17 protein-coding genes are annotated in these 17,038 nt (G+C 63.8%); 4 read left to right on the top strand and 13 right to left on the bottom strand.

Features of this window, described 5'->3' with window-relative positions; translation table 11 throughout:
- Nucleotides 1–187 precede the first annotated feature (187 nt).
- Complete coding sequence (locus BMW85_RS05880; RefSeq protein WP_091077874.1) at nucleotides 188–754, top strand: Imm21 family immunity protein; 567 nt, start codon at nucleotides 188–190, stop codon at nucleotides 752–754.
- Here the strand turns inward: BMW85_RS05880 and BMW85_RS05875 are convergent.
- The 4 genes from BMW85_RS05875 to BMW85_RS05860 form a co-directional block, all read right to left on the bottom strand.
- Nucleotides 739–2,166 carry an FtsK/SpoIIIE domain-containing protein gene (locus tag BMW85_RS05875; RefSeq protein ID WP_091077871.1) on the bottom strand — a complete coding sequence of 476 codons (1,428 nt, stop codon included), beginning with the start codon at nucleotides 2,164–2,166 and terminating at the stop codon, nucleotides 739–741. The two genes, BMW85_RS05880 and BMW85_RS05875, sit on opposite strands and share 16 nt — an antisense overlap.
- An 86-nt stretch (nucleotides 2,167–2,252) precedes the next feature.
- The gene (locus BMW85_RS05870) at nucleotides 2,253–2,582 is read right to left on the bottom strand and encodes a hypothetical protein (protein WP_091077869.1); all 330 of its coding nucleotides are present in this window, start codon (nucleotides 2,580–2,582) and stop codon (nucleotides 2,253–2,255) included.
- Complete coding sequence (locus BMW85_RS05865) at nucleotides 2,579–2,845, bottom strand: hypothetical protein (protein ID WP_091077866.1); 267 nt, start codon at nucleotides 2,843–2,845, stop codon at nucleotides 2,579–2,581. Before BMW85_RS05865 ends, BMW85_RS05870 begins: the two co-directional genes overlap by 4 nt.
- Nucleotides 2,846–3,271 (bottom strand): plasmid replication, integration and excision activator, encoded by a 426-nt coding sequence (locus BMW85_RS05860; protein WP_091077863.1) that lies wholly within the window; start codon nucleotides 3,269–3,271, stop codon nucleotides 2,846–2,848.
- Nucleotides 3,272–3,419: 148 nt separating this feature from the next.
- Here BMW85_RS05860 and BMW85_RS05855 point away from each other — a divergent pair, with 148 nt between their 5' ends.
- Complete coding sequence (locus BMW85_RS05855) at nucleotides 3,420–3,812, top strand: hypothetical protein (protein WP_091077861.1); 393 nt, start codon at nucleotides 3,420–3,422, stop codon at nucleotides 3,810–3,812.
- On the opposite strand, the gene BMW85_RS05850 is transcribed toward BMW85_RS05855, so the two are convergent.
- Together BMW85_RS05850 and BMW85_RS05845 are read right to left on the bottom strand one after the other, a co-directional pair.
- The gene (locus tag BMW85_RS05850; protein ID WP_091077859.1) at nucleotides 3,797–4,528 is read right to left on the bottom strand and encodes a GntR family transcriptional regulator; all 732 of its coding nucleotides are present in this window, start codon (nucleotides 4,526–4,528) and stop codon (nucleotides 3,797–3,799) included. The two genes, BMW85_RS05855 and BMW85_RS05850, sit on opposite strands and share 16 nt — an antisense overlap.
- A gap of 245 nt (nucleotides 4,529–4,773) precedes the next feature.
- Nucleotides 4,774–5,043, bottom strand: coding sequence for a hypothetical protein (locus BMW85_RS05845; RefSeq protein WP_143082113.1), 270 nt, complete (start codon nucleotides 5,041–5,043; stop codon nucleotides 4,774–4,776).
- A gap of 361 nt (nucleotides 5,044–5,404) precedes the next feature.
- Between BMW85_RS05845 and BMW85_RS05840 the strand changes: the two genes are divergently transcribed.
- Together BMW85_RS05840 and BMW85_RS05835 are read left to right on the top strand one after the other, a co-directional pair.
- The gene (locus BMW85_RS05840; protein ID WP_143082112.1) at nucleotides 5,405–6,784 is read left to right on the top strand and encodes a helix-turn-helix domain-containing protein; all 1,380 of its coding nucleotides are present in this window, start codon (nucleotides 5,405–5,407) and stop codon (nucleotides 6,782–6,784) included.
- A complete protein-coding gene (locus tag BMW85_RS05835; protein ID WP_091077854.1) occupies nucleotides 6,781–7,314 on the top strand; it encodes a flavoprotein in 534 nt (177 codons plus the stop codon). Before BMW85_RS05840 ends, BMW85_RS05835 begins: the two co-directional genes overlap by 4 nt.
- A 386-nt stretch (nucleotides 7,315–7,700) precedes the next feature.
- On the opposite strand, the gene BMW85_RS48125 is transcribed toward BMW85_RS05835, so the two are convergent.
- The 7 genes from BMW85_RS48125 to BMW85_RS05810 all read right to left on the bottom strand — a co-directional run bounded on the left by BMW85_RS48125 (nucleotide 7,701) and on the right by BMW85_RS05810 (nucleotide 16,937).
- Nucleotides 7,701–8,096, bottom strand: coding sequence for a hypothetical protein (locus BMW85_RS48125; protein ID WP_143082111.1), 396 nt, complete (start codon nucleotides 8,094–8,096; stop codon nucleotides 7,701–7,703).
- 447 nt (nucleotides 8,097–8,543) lie between these two features.
- Nucleotides 8,544–10,970, bottom strand: coding sequence for a P-loop NTPase family protein (locus BMW85_RS48120; protein ID WP_143082110.1), 2,427 nt, complete (start codon nucleotides 10,968–10,970; stop codon nucleotides 8,544–8,546).
- Nucleotides 10,971–11,984: 1,014 nt separating this feature from the next.
- The gene (locus BMW85_RS05830; protein WP_091077851.1) at nucleotides 11,985–12,497 is read right to left on the bottom strand and encodes a hypothetical protein; all 513 of its coding nucleotides are present in this window, start codon (nucleotides 12,495–12,497) and stop codon (nucleotides 11,985–11,987) included.
- Between the two features lie 273 nt (nucleotides 12,498–12,770).
- Nucleotides 12,771–13,454: a hypothetical protein gene (locus BMW85_RS05825; RefSeq protein ID WP_143082109.1), complete on the bottom strand. Its 684-nt coding sequence runs from the start codon at nucleotides 13,452–13,454 to the stop codon at nucleotides 12,771–12,773.
- Nucleotides 13,455–13,566: 112 nt separating this feature from the next.
- Entirely contained in the window at nucleotides 13,567–14,007 is a 441-nt protein-coding gene (locus BMW85_RS05820) for a NucA/NucB deoxyribonuclease domain-containing protein (RefSeq protein WP_177240509.1), read from the bottom strand.
- A gap of 26 nt (nucleotides 14,008–14,033) precedes the next feature.
- On the bottom strand, nucleotides 14,034–14,906 hold the full coding sequence (locus BMW85_RS05815; protein WP_143082108.1) for a hypothetical protein: 873 nt from the start codon (nucleotides 14,904–14,906) through the stop codon (nucleotides 14,034–14,036).
- 126 nt (nucleotides 14,907–15,032) lie between these two features.
- Nucleotides 15,033–16,937, bottom strand: coding sequence for a DNRLRE domain-containing protein (locus BMW85_RS05810; protein ID WP_091077841.1), 1,905 nt, complete (start codon nucleotides 16,935–16,937; stop codon nucleotides 15,033–15,035).
- Between the last annotated feature and the right edge of the window lie 101 nt (nucleotides 16,938–17,038).

Genomic DNA, 17,038 nt, shown 5'->3' with positions numbered 1-17,038 from the left:
CCCTCCCTTCGCCGAATTCGGTGACTATGAGCGCGGTCTGTCCGCACTCGGAGCACTCGACCAAGGCGCGGACCGGGTCGAGCCGGAGAACGTCCAACGTGTTGCAGACCGCACAGCGAAGGCCGTCGAGGAAGTGAATCAGTCCGGTCATCGGTGACCTCCCTGCGTTGGCTTGCGAGCGGCGGCGGTGCGTGATCTCATCGCCGCGGTCATGGCTGAGAGGAGAGTTGTGCAGATCTGGGCGGAGTCTTCGGGCGGGCCATTGGTGTTGGTCGCGGGGAAGGCGCTGAACGAGTGGACCGGTGCCGACGGGGACGACTACGAGCTGGCATGTGCAGCGGAGGATCTTGCATTGATTCCGTTCGGCACAGATGAGATGGCCTTGGTCTTGTGGGAGGAGCCCGCGCGCACCACGTACCTCCAGCGGCCGAGGATCTTTGTGCAGTGGGTGCATGCCGACCCTGGCTGTGACGTGGAGCGGGTGGTGTCGGAACTGGGCGATGTTGCTTGGGAACAGGGGCCGGCCATGGACGTTGGCGGGCCGATGGTGCTTCTCGATGCGGCGGTTCCTGGAGCGGAGGTCCAGGTCAACCAGGCGCGGGACACCATGGACGCGCAAGCGATCAGTGTCGAGATCGAGCCGGGCCGGTATCGGTTGGATTCTGGCGAGATAAGACTGGACGAACGCACGTGTTTTCGCTGCTATCGCCTGGTGGCGGTGGCCGAGAGCGGTTCTGGTCATGCGGCCTCCTGATGTTCCGTGAAGAGGGTGACCATGGCGCGGATGTCGGTGTCGGAGACGTAGGCGGCGCGGACCCGGACGGGTTCGGGGCTGGCTTCCAGCCGGACGTAGCCGACGCCCGCGCCCAGCTCCGGCACCGGCGAGATGTGGTCAGCGAGCGCGCCGCGATCACGTGCGCCGTCGCCGAGGACCATGTCCACCTGTTCCGACTCGTCCAGCCGCAGGGCGATCTTGTCGGGGAACAGGTTGCGGATGTTCATGACTTCTTTACGTGGGTCCTGCAACGCGGCCAGGACGCCCACGCCGACCGCCCGCCCTTGGGTGGTGAGGGTGGCCAGCGCGGCGGAGATGCGCTGCCGCAGTTGCCGGTCGGACTGGTAGGCGGTCAGGAACGCCACCTCGTCGACCACGACCAGGACGAACGGGTCATCGACAGTGGGGGTGTGGGAGCGCTGGAGCCCGGCGAAGCGAGCCGCCCGCTTCTGCATGACGCTCACGGCCTCGTCCAGCAGGCCGGCGCACTCTTCTGGAGTGGCCGCGTAGCGCGGGCCGAACAGGTCGCGTCCGTAGGACAGTTCCATCAGCTTGGGGTCCAGCGCCCACAGCTCGACCAGGCCCGCACCGGCGGCGGGGAGCAGCGAGCGGATGACGGACCAGATGATCGACCCCTTGCCGGCCCCGGTCGCGCCCGCGACGAGGACATGGGTGCCGTGCACCTTGAGCCGCCATGGCCGCCCGTCCTCTTGCTTGCCGATCTCGACCGGCCCCACGGTCGGTACTTCCGGTATGGGCAGCGCCGACAGGGGCGAGGCGAGTGGATCGCTGCGCGGAAAGGTGAGGGTGAGCCGACCAGCGTGAGACAGCGCCACTCGGCACGACGTCGCGCCGAAGCCTTGGGCCAGGTGGTCGGTTCGGTCGGACCAGTCCTTGACTGCTTGGCCCTTGAGTATGCGCACGGTGACCAGGTCGGCCCACGAGGTGCAGGTGACCTTGCCCAGCCGGGGCAGGTAGTCGCGGCCCCGCAGGTGACGGCCGAGACCGGAGACGACCATGACGGGTTGCCAGTGACGGCGGTAGATCCAGACGAGCCGCCACCAGGCCAGCAGCCGGAAGCCGACCAGGCGGGCGAAGGACGGCCGGTCGAGGAGCGCCCACGAGGCCAGAGCCAGGACGACCACGCCGAGGATGCACGCTGCCGAGGGCCAGCCGTAGACGTAGCAGACAGCGCCGAGGGCCACCGGTACGAGGGCCGCGATGGGGTGACGCCAGATCGTACGGACGAGCCCGGCGAGCATGCCCCAGGCGAGGATGACGAGGGTGAGGATGGCGGGAGTGGTGACGACGGCCGGCCGGAAGACGACGGCCGTGTCGGGCGTGGTGGAGACAAGATTGCGCGCCTCGTCGCCAGGCAGCCGCTTGAACATAAGCTGGGAACCTCTCGTGATGTGGAGTCGTGGGAGAACCGAGGGGCCGCCGGAAGTTGCCGCTTCCAGCGGCCCCGCCTCATGTGTCAGGCCACCGGACCGGTGACGTCCGGGATGGCGTCCTTGTCGTCGGCCGTCTGTTCGGCGTGCAACTGCTCGCAGTCGGCCAGATAGCGAGCGGCAGCGGTGAAGATCTCGCGGGCGACGGCCAGGTCGGCGTCGGTGATCGGCCCGGCCCCGGTGGTGGAGATGTGCACGTTCGCCTCGTGGGAGCTGAACTCCAGGTACGGGCGCGGGTCGCTGAGCAGCAGTCCGGCGCGGACCTTCAGGTGCGGCGTGTGGAAGGAGACGCCGACCTGTGGCGTGGACTCCGGCCGCATGGACAGGGTCAGGTAGGTGTAGGGGCCGAGCGTCACGCCGCGAGCCCCTTACCGTCGGGCAGCCCGTAGAAGCTGCGCTCCAGCGAGCGGGCGAAGCGCGATGCCTCGCGGGCGAGCTGGCGCGCGAACTCCAGGTCCGCCACCGTCACGGGTCCGCTGGTGGTGACCAGGACGGAGGTGGCGCCGAAGTCGAGCGCCAGAACGGGCTCACGGCGCGGGAACGGGTGGTTGAGCGTGCGGGCGGCGTGCCCGGTGGTCAGCCGGATCACGCTGTTGCGCGGGGTACGGCGTCGGGTCATTTAGGCGGCGTCCTTCCCGGCCGAAGCCTTGCTCTGGGCGGGCTGGTTGAGCTGGCGAGGGGCGTGCATCTCGCGGACCTTGATCGAGTACGCGAGACGGCCGGCGGCGTTGACGTACGGCGTGACGGACATGCCGTCGAACTCGACCGGCGTGAACGGCAGCCCCGGCATCGGCTGCGGGGGCACCGGCTGGACCGGGGCGAGGATCTTGACCGCCACCGTCTTCTGGGCGGGCTTGAGGGTCGGGTCACCGTCCATGACCGCGACCTGCCAGACCAGCTCACCGGTCTGCTTGTCGCGGGCCTGCACGAACCGGCCGTTGGCGGAGGCGTCGAAGTCCTTGACGGGCTCGACCTCGCCGACGATGTAGCAGCCGTGCGGGAAGACCATGGGGTAGGTGACGGGGATGGGTCCTTGCAGAGCCATAACGGCTCTCCTTTCTTGTCTGACTGGCACTTGACCTATCAAGTGTTGCTCTGAAGGTAAGACGCTCCGACTTGCTACGTCAAGTGACTGGGCTGGGAGGTGACGGGCCTCTTGCCGATCCGGTAGCGACAAACCACCACGATCAAGGATGATCGCCCTCGTGTACGTGAGGTTTCAGAGCCCCGTCCCAAACGCACGAGGCGTTCACCCCGGCGTGTTCGGCCTCGTCAACGGCCTTGCCAAACACGGGCGCCTGTCACCGCAGGAGGAACGCTTCAAGGACGAGAACCATGCTTGGTTCCACGCGAACCTGACCGACCCGAGCGACGTCGATCCGCTCGTCTACGACCGCGCGCTGAACCCAAAGGCCGCGGCCTGGTTCAAGACGACAGCCACACATCTTCTCGAACGACTGCCCGGCTACTTGGACATCCTCGCCGCTCATGGCGTCGCATGCGTACGTGTCGAGATGGCCGACCCCGGCAAAGTGATCTACGAAGATCCTCACCAGATCGTCGTGATCCCCTACGAAACCGGATAGGCGTCTTCCAACTCGTGCCGGTCCGCCGGGAGCAGCACCTCCACCACGACCAGAGGCCGGCCGGAGGCGTCTCGGACGGCACCGAACACCGCGAGAAGCGGCACGTTCTTCGGCATGCCGAGCTGCTTGGCCTCTTGAGCCGTGGGCATGCGCGCGGTGATCTGCTCCACGATGTGATCGAAGCGCACGCCCTTGCGCGACCTCAGATGCTCGCGGATGCCCTCACGCAACGGCTCACCGCTGGTCAGGCTGGTTCCCTCCGACAACTCCAAAGGCAACCACAGCGACACTTGCTCCGTTGGCTCGCTATCACGAATCACCACCCGCCGGCGCAGGAACGCCTTGCTCTTGGGCTGCGCGTCCAGCAATGCCGCCACCCGATTAGGCAACGCGACGGCCCCGGCCTCGATCAACTCGCCGGGCGTGCTGGTCTCCGGGTTGGTCAGGTACGCCTGTCCCGGCCGGTTCGGCTCCACTGCCGCCATCGCGGGACGTCCACGTACGAACCGGCCCTTGCCCTGCTGAGACTCGATCCACCCCTGCTCGCGCAGCACCCGCAGCGCGGCGACCACGGTAGGCCGGGACACACTGAACTCCTGGATGAGCTGGTGTTCGCTCGGGAGGAGAGAGCCAGGCGGATAGGTTCCCGACTCGATACGCCGCTGAAGGGCCTGCACAAGCTGCGCATACTTCGGCGGCACGGACTCTAGCGACATTTTGACCGTCCAACACCCGACAGGTTGTTTTACCAAGTTTGAGCGTAGCCTGGGCTCAGCCCACTCGTCCACACTTCCACAGGGGTGCAGGAGAACGCCCGACAGGCAGCCGACGGAGGGAATGGGGGCACCCTCCTATGAGCATGGGCTGGACCGCCTGCCGGGCGATGAGGCGCGGCAAGGCGAGGAAGGACCCGCCCCGATCCCCTCGAACAGGGCTGATACCACCTTGCCGCGCCCGTCTGCTACTTGGCGATGTACTCCGCCAAGACGTCCGCCGCCCCCTCAACATCATTGATCGGATGCCGCTTCTCGGCGCTCTGCCAGGAGTAGTAGGCACCGCCGTACCCGACGAATACCCACACAGGAAGACCCGGCTCCGGCTTGTGCACCATGAGCGCGCAGTTGTTGTCCCGCAGTTCGGCGTTGACGCCCCGGCTGACGAGCCGGTCGCGCAGCCGGATCAGGGCGTTCGCCTCGTCCGTCTGCCCGAAGCCCTGCAAGGCCGCTTGCATGATCGAATTCATTTCCCGTTCCCTCCGGCCCGGCCGCTTGCGAGGCAGTCGAGACACGTCCGCTCTCCCATCGGTTCCGCCTCCTCCCCGCCGGCGCCGATCAGGAGAGCGTGGCGCGAGCTCTTGAGCTTGTAACCACGCCCACGGCACGCGGGACAGGGGCTGGTCTCGCAGTTCTCGTCTGGCCGGGTCACCGTCGCCATCTCCTCGCGAGTCGTTTTCGGTGCTCCCTGCGGCGGAAGCCCGCTTCGCTTACCTTGTTGGTTGATGGCAAGTCCACCGGCAAAGCAGAATGAGGGGACCCGCCGATAGGCCCCCCTCATAACCCCTTTTCGATCTCCGCTCGGAAAGAAGGCCAGATATGCCCGATGCCGCACCGAATGAGCGACTTCGGAACTGGCGACAGCAAGCCGATTTGACCCGCGCCGAAATGGCCAAAAAGGTCAACCTCACCAAGATCGGGATCAAATATCGCCTGAGCTGCGACGAGGAACGAATCCGCAGGTGGGAAGCCGGAGAGGTCACCTGGCCCCGCGAGCCATACCGGCTCGCTCTGGCCGAGGTCACACATCTTGATCCCGAAGACCTGGGCTTCGCCCCGACCAGACGCGGACGTACTCCCGAAAAGCCCCTTACAACGGTCGATAGCATCAGCAATACGCCGCGCGCCGTAAGACTCCCCGGATTTGATAGCGACGAAAGAGACGTACGACGCCGCGAATTCGTCGGCCTCACCGGAGCTGCCCTCTTCAGCGCCGTACTTGGAAAACCAGCTCAGGGCGCGGACACGGACATCGAAAAGCTGGCCGCCGTACTGGTTGATCACACCAGCCCGGCCCATGGACCCGCCAGCCTCGATGCCCTCGCACACGCGGTCGCCGCCGCCAAACGCAACTACCAGGCATGCCGATACGCCGAGGTGACCGCCAAACTCCCCGCTCTCCTCCGCGAGCTTCGCGCCGCCTGCGCCTACACCGACGGTGACGAGCGCCTACGGGCCCAAGCCCTGTCCGCCGAGGCGTACCACGTCACCGCCTCCATCCTGCTCAAGCAGGAAGACAAGGGCCTGGCCTGGCTCGCAGCCGACCGCAGCGTCCAAGCCGCACACGCCAGCCAGAGCTCCCTCATGATCGGCTCAAGCTCCCGCATCATCACCCACGCCCTGATGGACGGCGGCCACCACCACGCCGCGACCGGCACGGCCCGCAGCGCAGCCGAACGCATGGCAGCCGACCTCACCGAACCCACCCCCGACGACCTGTCCATCTACGGATCCCTGCTTCTGCGCGGAGCCATCGCAGCCGCCGACACAGGCAACCGCCACAACACTGCCGAACTCCTGGACGAGGCAGCCGAGGCCGGCAACCGGCTCGGCCAGGACGCCAACCACATGTGGACCGCGTTCGGCCCGAACAATGTCCTGTGCCACCGGGTCAACGTCGCCCTCCGGTTCGGCGACGCGGGCACCGCTATCGACTACGCCCGCCAAGTCGATCTGGACCAGCTCCCCATCAACGAACGCAAGGCCACTCTTCTGCTCGACACCTCCCGCGCCTTCCTCATGTGGAACCGGCACGACAAGGCCCTGCACATCCTGCGCGCCGCGGGCGAGATCGCCCCAGAGGAAATCGCCGGCCGCCCCGCGGCCCTCCGGTTGGTACGTGACATCCTGGCAACCGCCCCGATCAGCGTCCGCCGAGAGGCCCGCGAATACGCGGCAAGCTTGGGAGTCATCGCGTGACCCAACCCGGCAAGGTTCTGTATGTCATCGTCTGCGCCGCAGGACCGGCCCCCCACGTCGGCCGTCTCGTCACCCTCGCCCAGGACGCCGGCTGGACCGTCCAGATCATCGCCACCCCGCCGGCACTCGACTTCATCGACGTTGCCGAACTGGAGAAGCAGACCGGCCGCCCCGTCCGAAGCCAGTACCGCAAACCCGACGAGCCCAGATCACCCCGCGCCGACGCCATCATCGTCGCCCCGGCCACCTACAACACGATCAACAAGTTCGCCCAAGGCATCGCCGACACCTACGCACTCGGCGTCCTGTCCGAAGCCCCAGGACTCGGCATCCCCATCGTCATCCTGCCCTTCGTCAACACCGCCCTGGCCACACGCGCCCCATTCCAGGGCAGCGTCAACCAGCTCCGCGCCGAAGGCGTCCGCGTCCTGCTCGGCCCCGGCCAGTTCGAGCCACATCCACCAAGCTCCGGAGCAGAACGCCTCGACAGCTACCCGTGGGCACTGACGTTGCAGAACTTGCCGAATTAATCTCTTGAGGATCAAGCGGCGGCGCGGCGCGCCGCCGTACCCCCGGCCCTCCGCCCGCCCGCCGTCCGGGCGTGCGGCCTGGGGGCCGGTCCCGGACGGCGGCGGGACACCGGGCCGGCCACCGCACGCTGGCCCCGCCGTACCAACCGAACACGCCGACCGGAGTTGCCGCACCACCGCACCGATATAGCCCTACGATCGCCACTGCATGGCTGGCCATTGTAAATGGCTGGGGGCGATCGACGATCCGTGCTTCGTTCCTCAGCACGGCTCAGCGAATGGGAAGGTACGGCCCTTTCTCGCGCTGAGCAGTTGTAGCCAGGACATGACTGTCGGCAGCTCGCGGTCCCGGTCATTGGGCTCTTCCCTAAGGAAGTGTGATCGCCCTATTTGAAAATGAGATCAATCGTGGCAACGACGGCCGAGATCATGCCGCAGAAGGCAGCTGTGGTGGCCACCCGCTTCTCGGGCGCCACCCATAGTCCTTGGTTAAGTTCACGCCACTTTGGCGGCACTACAGCGAACTTCAGCTTCTGCCACTTGTGCTGCTGAAGCGAGCATCCCATCAGGATGCCGTGAGCGTTTTTTCGACAGAATTTTTCCTCGCGTGTGAGGGCACCGCACCACACAGGAACGCGAAAGAGGAAGAACACCGTGGTCAACCCAGACAGAGCCAGTAAGCCCGCAGGGCCGACAGATTGGGTCAGCCAACCTGTGATCACAACTACAAAGAGGAGGTAGCCCCAGTACTTCCTGAGGGCTCCCGATTTCCTTTTAGCCACGTCAGGACACTACTCAAAGCATCCAAATATCAACAGAGAGCGAGTGTTCACTCCACGGCTATGCGCATGTCACGTTGGCTGGGGTCGCGTACCTCTGCCGCCCTGTGCTAGAGGCGTCGAATGGTGTCCTCACGGGGCTGGTCGCGGAGCCTTCCCCCGGAGCGTCATCAAGCGGCGATGCGGCCCGCCGCCCGCCTGCCGTCCGGGCGTGCAGTCTGGGGGCCGGTCCCGGCCTGTGCGGGACACCGGGCCGGGCACCGCACGCCGGCCCCGCCGTACCGACCAAGCGCCCCGACCGGGGTTGCCGAGCCGCCGCACAGATGCTGCCCTACGATCGCGACTGCGTGGCTGGTCGCCGTGCGTGCTTGTGGGCGATCGACGGTCCGGGACTTCGTTCCTCAGCCTCGGCCCACCGAATGACGTGATTGAGCTTCTGTCAAGATCTTGCTATGTCCAATTTCGTGTCCGTCGATGGGCTCGTTCCGCTGCTTCGTCCATATCTCTTCGGAGCGCTGCGCTAACGTCTGCCCATGAGAATGTCGTAGCACTCTGCTCGATCGACCACTGATCGTCAAGGTACTTCCGGAAGACCTCCCCCCGTTGTAGTCGATCCTGAATTGACGACACTACCGTAATTTTCTGTCGAACCGATGGATCCACGATTGGTGTGTCGATGACGATTGCATCGAGATAGGTGAAAAAAGTTAGCATGCGTTTATACATATATCCTCCGGAAGCCGTAATTCTGAGAGCGCGGAGGCTTTTATCTTGAGAGCTCGACTGTAGTAGCTTGCGAGATAGCGCCCGTTCGATCTGGGCGTCTATCTGCTCAGGCGCATAGCCGAGCTCCTGAACATGCTTGAAAAGGCTTGCCTCCTCAAGAAATCCCTGAGGCGCAGACTCGCCGCGCACCTGGCAGGCCGCTAGAAGTATTGGCAGAAGGAAGTGCTCGCGTCCGTCATTCGTGGTGATGTCGAGGAGATTTGCAACCGGCGAACTTCTGGGATCGTAAAACTCGTACTCTCCATAAAGAATGGAACGCATAAACTCGTGGATTGGAAGGATATACAGGCCGCCCTTGCGGTGGACCTCTAGAATACGTGCGGTTGATACGTACCCGCTTCCTACAAACGTTGTGACGAAGTCCAACGCCTGTCGTATATTTCCCGAGCTTAGATTGTCGACGAGTTCTTTGAGGCGACTGTTGAACTCGAAAGCCTCAATCATCATTTCCAGATAAGCCGAGAGGCTATCGGAGTCTATCGCTAGCCCCTTAGGGAAGGACTCGACGCGGCCCGTTGTGGCTAGCTGATGGAGGGCAAACCGTAGTCTCTTCAGGATGACTTGATCCGTGCGTGGTGGTTCCACCGCGAAAATACGAGGTTGGTAGGCTGTGAGTGAGCCGCTCTTCTTAGATGCGTAGAAAGTGTCGGGGCGCAAAGACATGAATACTGAGACGGGCCATGTTTCCGAGAAGGACTGGCCTATGACGAAGACGCGCTCCTGAAACGCATCTTCATGATGATCTATATTGTCCAGGATCAAAACGAATTCTATGCCCCGCGTGGCGCGGATGTGCTCTAGACTTCGCCTCACATGCTCCAGCTCGTTCGCCAGTAGAGCGATGAGCATTTCCCGTTCGAGCGCGGCGAATCGAGGAGGATCCGTCTTTTCCAGTGATCCATCGATACCTTTTTTAAATTTATTGATTTCCTTGTTGTAGACCGCTCGAACGAAGTTTGCCTCCTTAATCTCAATGCCGAGTTCGTTCTCTAGGGTGGACTCTATTGTATTGACGATGAGTTGCCGGACGTCGTCTAGCAGGGCCGACTCGCGCAGGAAGTCGATATAGAAAATCGATGCATTCTCAAGGAGGTCCGCAGCATCGACTCGCAAGAAATGCTTGAGGAAGATTGTTTTGCCTACGCCCACGTCGCCTAGAAGGATTAAGGGTCGGCGCGTGAGGGCGGATGCGAGAAGGTCACCACTAAGTCGCCTGTCCTTCTCTCCGCGTTTTTGTGGTTTTGCAGTTCTTTTGGAGGATACAGGTTCGATGTGTGCTCGCTCTGTAGCTGCCGCATACCGCGTACGCAAGATCTCCTTACTTACCATCGCATACTGCGAGAGTGCACCGCTTGTACAGTAGCATTCACGAAGGAAGTCATCCGAGACCTCTTCTTCTTGGATTAGATCCAGAAGAAACAGCTCCGCCAGAATCTTGACATCCGTCTCGAGTTCGGACCGCTGTCGGAATCCTGGGTATCCTGGAAGGCGACTAGATAGGCGCTCAGGGGGTGGCGGCAATTGTGACCGCCGCGCTAGCTTCCGTCTCACGGTGCCCGCAGCCAAGGCTGGCCTAGACACCAAGTCCCATAGCTCAGAAAAATTATCTGCCATGTCGCTAAGCGAATGGAACAGAACAGCTTTCCCTTGCATGGGGGGTATGCCATCCTGTCGGCTGCCAAGGAATATTACTACTTGATGTCCATTGCACAGAATCGCTACTGGGATGCCGCCTTGGAGGCTGTAACCTAGTACCTGGTCAATGGCTGCCTTATTTATCGGTGATTGTTCAGTGAAGGACGCTAGGGAAAGTTCCCGATCTTTTTCGGAGCCAACAGGAATCTCGAAGTGCTTGCCCTCGCGCTTAGCTTCGACGACAGCAAGGCGCTCCGGATTGCCGAGGACGTAGTCTAGATAGTCTCCCGATTGATGTTCCTCGCAAACTATTGCTTCTGGCACCCAACCAAGGCAATCGAGAAGGATCCTGTCAATTAGAGCAAGGCGCGTGGTCGCCTCGTTCATGTCACCTGCGGTGATCTCCTGGGTAGCAAGGCGCCGCATCTCCTCGCGTCCGCGATCGTAGTCCGCCATTCGGATCGCCCTCCGACCGTCTGTGATGGAGCTCTCTACATGACTCTAGAAGACGGGACCGACACCCTGCCAGTTTCGGGGTAACAGGTATGGTGCCGGCGACAACTGCCCAGTATCGACGCAATCTGAGGCCTTGCGGCCTTATCGTCCACAAGCAGATCTCATGTCCACGATATGGCTAGATGTCCGATAAAGCCCTCGGGGTGCTTAACGAACCTGACAGAGTGAACCACTCGCCCCTGCATTGGCGTCCTCTGGCGTGGCTTCTCTCGAAGCACGAAGCTTGGTGGTGGGTGGTGCGGAAGTGTTGTGACATCACTTGTCCTGGCAACACAATCAGAATCTCCGTTGAATAGGGTCGACGCGGGCGGGATACGCGCGGGGTGATCTTCGCTAGTCCGCGCCTGGAGAAAGGTCCCCGCCCTGTCATAGACACTGGCGTTGCTCCGGGTACAGTGCTCTTGTAACCGCTAGCGGAGTGGTTCCGTTCTCGCGATCGCCTGACTGCGGCTGATCGCCGTACGCGGCTGGGGGCGAATGGCGATCCATGGCTCTGTTCCTCGGCCCCGGTCCGCTCGGTATCTGGTACGGGTCGGACGAGAACCCTCTGACCGTGTATGGCGGCTGCATGATCCGGAACATGCGTGGAACGCGCCCTGTCTCCTAGGGGGAAGCGGCAACGTCAGTCGCAGGTCGGCGTGTCACCTGGCGAAGAAACAGCGATCCACTTCTAATCCGACGGTCGCAGGTTCGAATCCTGCAGGGCGCGCAACCAAGACCAGCTCAAACACCGTCTGAGCTGGTCTTTTGCTTGAGTGTGGTCCCCGTCCCGCATGCAGCCGTAGGCCACGGAGAGCCCCTGTCTGTCGGTGGTCACGGGATATACGCGGGATGAAAGAGTTCACGTTTCCGCAGGTCGAGGCCAGGTTTCTGGACGTCTGCGGATGAACCCAACGTAAGCCGAAGAGCCCCGGAGCGATCCGAGACCCATGGCTGGCGATGGACTCCCATGTTCTACGGTTCCTGATCTGCCTTCGCGTCGGGCCACCCTGGTGCGGCATCGACGATCTTGCGTGCCTGCTCTCGAAGCTCGTCGTCGGTCGGCGGAGTCCCACGTAGGGCTTCCCAGTCGTCGATGAGGAGGATCAGTTCCCAAATCTCGTTGGGGGTGGTCCATCTATCGCTGAGCTCCATGATCAGGAAGTCGGCGCCCATGCCTATGGGTAGCGTGCCCTCCGCTATCCCCTGCGCCACGTCCTGAGCGACCGCCCACGGCTCGCGCTGGAGGTCGATGGACGGGAAGCCGCTCTCCGCCAGCACCTGGCGGACCAGCGGCTCAACTTCCTTCATAGGTCCGATGGACAACGCGTAACCCGCAAGCTCCCACACCGCCGGCGTATCCAGACCGGCCTCGATGAGCTCACAGGCCAGCCATCCAGCATCCGCCACCCTCCCTGAGAGCCGACCCCAGAGGAAATCACCTCTGAGGTCGGCCAGACGATCTCTGAGCTCAGCCGGGAGATCCACCGGGCCAGTATCCCCCGATCGATCACTCACGAACCAGCGCACCCTCTATCCGCTGGTTGGCCACATTGCGTTGCCCGTCAAGGCCGGCCCATCCCATCGCAAGGACGGTCCGCACCGGTCCCGGCGACAACGGCCCCCGGACATCGCAGCGCAGCCCGCCCGCGAGGTGACCGAATCCAACGACCTGCGATCCGTCCGCCGAAGACCGGTCCTCGCAGGCGTGATCGGCGAATAACACCACGCTGCTCAACTATAGGTCAGGGCAAGAGTCCGTCAGGGGATGAGGACGCGGGTGTGGAGCCCGTTCATCCACTCCTCGTCCAGTTCTCTCCCGGTTATCCGCCCCACGACAACGAGTGCGGAGGTGACACAGGTGGCCATTGGCGGGCTGTAGCCATTGAGGGACAGTTCCAGCGGCTGCCTAAATTCTGATGGCATGCTTTCGTGCGGATCGTCGACCATGTCGTCGTCCGACATGTCGATAAGCGTTTCCGCCCAGTCGGAGTATTCAAGCCAGCTGGGCAGGAGATCGGGATCACTCCGCCAGGAGGAGTCTTCGGCATCGAACTGGAGGCCGCTGGTGTAGCGGTCGAGTGCGTGCGGGTCTGTGCCTTTCCGTACTCCTGGCCGTGTTGCGCTGAGCGCCGTGACATAGCGTCCGTCAACCGCAAGGAGGACATCGTGAACGCCGTTCACCGTCCAGGCGAACTCCAAAGCGCGGCGATTTCCTGCCGACAACGCCGACAGGGGATCGAACGGTGTGGCCCCGACGACGATGATTTGTGTCCAGCCGGTGTTGAGCCGTCCCATCCACGCGATACCGGTATTGCCGCCAGGGTTCGGGCCTTCACCGATGTCCGCCCATGTGCACTCGACGCCCGATGCGGGGTCCGCGCCGATCCTTGACGCAACGTCGGCGAGGTTTGTATCTTCCACCCATAAGCCGTGGAATGACATGCCCATACGGTACTTGTGAGCGAGGTGCCAAAGCCTCTCCGACTCCCTCATCGGTCTCCTCCTGATATCTCATGGTGTTGCGGGGCGCCGCTCAAGCGGCGCCCCGCGCAGGTCAGCGAACGGCGACCCAGAACTTGTTGCCGTTCAGGACACGGTATCTAGCGAAGAACACGCCAAGATCGCTACCCGCGATCGAGTTGTGCCGCCCCAGCACGGCCTGTACGGAGAAGTTGTTCTTTCCGTACTCAGGGCGGTCGTAAGCGCCGCCTTCCTTGGTGGATGCGAACGGATATTCATCGCACTCTTGCCACTCGTCCTCGGGGGCTCCATTGCTCGCCAAGGGGCGGTCACTGAAAAATTCCGTGCACACCTTGTCCTTGGCTTTCCTGTTCTGTGAATAGCGGGACGAGCTTGAGAGAATGCGTGTGAGCGGCTCTCTTTCCGGGGTCCTTTCGCCTGCATTTCGGTTGCCTGGGATGTGCTTGGGGCCATCAGTCTTGAACGGCACGGTGGTGCTGGGCTTGGTGAACGCCGTTTGTATGTGCCTGGCCACCTGCCCGTAGTCGTAGTTCCAGGAGTTCAGGACCAGGACTCGCTTGGCCGCAGAGAAGATGCAGCCGCCCTTGTAATACTCAACGGCCCCCCCATGGGTAGGTTGTCGCAGCGGACCCTGGGCGCAGTTTCGCGGAGACGCTCAGGATTCGCGTCCACCCATGCTGGGTGTCCCCATCCTGGAAGTGTCTGCCGGTCGCGACTGCCGGGGTCCTTCGGGTTGTCGTACGTGAGCCACGGTTCGATGGTGCAGCGACTTACGTTGCCGTCCATGGAGCGGATGGTGAATTCGTTGTCGCCATTGTCGACCCACTTCTCCACGCGCGCGGTGCGGCTTGCTCCGCTGTTATCGGCGTTTGAGGCTACGACCGAGCAGGCGGTGCTGCCGCCCGTGACCTTGAGCTGTAGAGAGAGCGTCTTGTTGAGCGCCTCATCATCGATACCGTCCCCGCCGATGAGCTCTTCAAGGAAATTTCCGTCAGACCAGAAGTTGTCGACCCTGGTCCAGACCTTGATGTTGCGGGGAAGCATGGAGCCGCCACCAACGACTCCCCCAGTGGCATTGCCCTGATAGGAGTGCATGACGACTGTGAAATCCAAGTTCAGAAAGTCATCGATCTTCTTGTCCTTGACCTTGCAGTTGCATTTGGGGTCGCGCTTCTCGGTCTCCTCGTAGATGGCGAAGAGGAGGTGGCGGCTCCAGCAACTCGTGTACGTGACGACCTTGTCCCAGCCATCGGCGTTTGCGTTGCTGTTCCCCGCCCGGGCGTCTCGCTCGTCCTCACACTTCTGCAGCGATATTCGCTCATAGTCAAACGCGGGCAGAGCCTGGGGGGTAACGGTGCGGGCTGAAGCCTCTGGGCTCTTGGCGGCTGCTTGCATGGTGAGCAGGCCGGACACTTCCCCTGCGCCCAAGGCCTTCTGGTATACACGGGCGTTGTCAACGCCCCCTCGCATCACGGCACCCAGGAGCATTCTGGTCGGGCTGTCCCAGGCTGAGAAGCTGATCGGCGCAGTCTGCACCAGTTAGCCGTTGAGATAGAGCGATGCAGTTCCAGCAGCGGCATCGTAGATGCCGGCCAGGTGAAACCACTCGTTTACGGGAGGCTCGACAGAGGACAATACACCTTCGTGTACCGCGTTTGCCGTGTCAGCGCTGCTCAACGTGAAGATCAGGCCATGGTCGCGCGTGTTGCCCAGGCGGAACGGTGCCTGATGCGCGCCCCTCTGTTCGATGACGCTGTAGTCGCCTTCCTTGTCATCCCACCGCAGCCATGCCGCCACCGAGAAGCTCTGGTCGGTGCGGATCACGGGTTCGGCGGTCTGGGCCAGGGGTTCCTCGCCCGGTTGGGTGACGTCTACGGTGACCTGCTGCCAGTCCGACCAGGCCGAGGCGGACTGGTCGGTGACGGCGCGCAGGCGCCAACGTACCTTCAAGCCGTCTGTCAGTCTGCCGGCGGGGACAGGGACGCTGGCCTGGGTGCCGGAGGCGACGTTGTCGGCACTGCCGGCCCAGATCTGGCCGGTGCCCTGCCCGGTCGCGGCCGGGTCGTGCTCGATCTCGGCCTCCGCGCGCAGCAGTTTGCCGGCCGGGTCGCTCACCTGGACCAGCAGTGCCGGGGTGCGGGTGGGGGTGACGGTGCCGCCGTCCACCTGCTTGGACGGGCTGACCTGCAGCGCCCCGACGGCCGGTTCGGAGACCGCGTCCGGCACGTCGATGGTCAGGTTCTGCCAGTCCGACCACGGCGAGCTCGCCGTGTTGACGGCCCGAACGCGCCAGCGCGCCTTCCACCCGTCGGTCAGCTTCCCGTCGGGGACGGTGGCCGACGCTTGGGCGCCGGAGGCGACGTTGTCGACGGCGCCGGCCCAGATCTGGCCGGTGCCCTGCCCGGTGGCGGCGGGGTCGTGTTCGAGTTCGAACTCGGCCCGCAACGGTTGCGCGGCCGGGTCGGTGACCGTGGCTTGCAGGGCCGGGGTCAAATTGGTGGCTACAGTGACGCCGTTTACCACCTGGGAGGGGGTGACTTGGAAGGCGCTCACCGTGGGGTTGGGGACGTCCACGGTGGCCGTCTGCCAGTCCGACCAGGTCGAGGTGGAGGAGGTGGCGGCGTTGGCCGCGCGGGCGCGCCAGCGGATCTTCCAGCCGTCGGTCAGCCTTCCGGCGGGGACGTTGACGGTGGCCTGGCCGCCGGAGCTGACCGCTGGTGAGGTGCCGGCCCAGATCTGGCCGCTGTCCTGCCCGGTGGCGGCAGGGTCGTGCTCGACCTCGAACTGGCCGGTCAGGGTGCCGCCCGCGGTGTCGGCGACGGTGGCGGCCAGTTGCGGGGTGAGTGAGGTGGCGGTCACCGTTCCGCCGGTGCTGGTGGCCGGGCTGATCTGCAGAGCGCTGATGGTGGGTGTGGATCCGAGGGTATAGGTGACGTTCAACGTGGGCTTGTTGGTGGCGTTGAACGAGTCGAAGGCCCGGTCGTACTGCGGCCGGCCGTCCAGGGTCTCGTCCACGCCGCGCAGCATGAGCCCGTGGTTGGCGCTGCCGGACGCCCACGCCTGGGCCATCGCGGCGAGGTTCCAGCTCATCGTGCCCGGCGCGCCGCAGGTGGCGGTGTCATTGGCGACCGCTTCCCCGGCGGTGGTGGTGCCGGGCTGGTTCTCCCAGGTCAGCGCGGTGTCGGTCCAGGCGGCGGTGACCCGCTGGGCCTTGATGCCGGATTGGGCGTCGCCGCAGCCGTAGGCTTCGGTGCGGCGCATGTTGAGCGTGGCCGCCGACACGTTGACGTTGGTTAGCGCGGCGGTGTCGAACTTCAGGTAGGCGCGCTCCACCAGCGGTTCGCCGTCGTCGGCCTTCTGGCGTTGGGTCGCCTCCGGCAGCGTGAACGCGTACGCCCTCAGATCATGAGGGGCGTCACATCGTACGAGGTGGGCCCAGCACACGCTGACCCTCACCCCTGGTCGTCCCGAGCTGTCACGCGGAACCCTGACCTCCGCTTCAGGGGACAAGACTGGCGATCAGGCTTGTGCCCTCCCGACGTCAG

The organism is Nonomuraea wenchangensis (genome assembly GCF_900111685.1).
GTDB lineage: Bacteria > Actinomycetota > Actinomycetes > Streptosporangiales > Streptosporangiaceae > Nonomuraea > Nonomuraea wenchangensis.
This window is presented reverse-complemented; position numbering and strand designations above follow the sequence as displayed.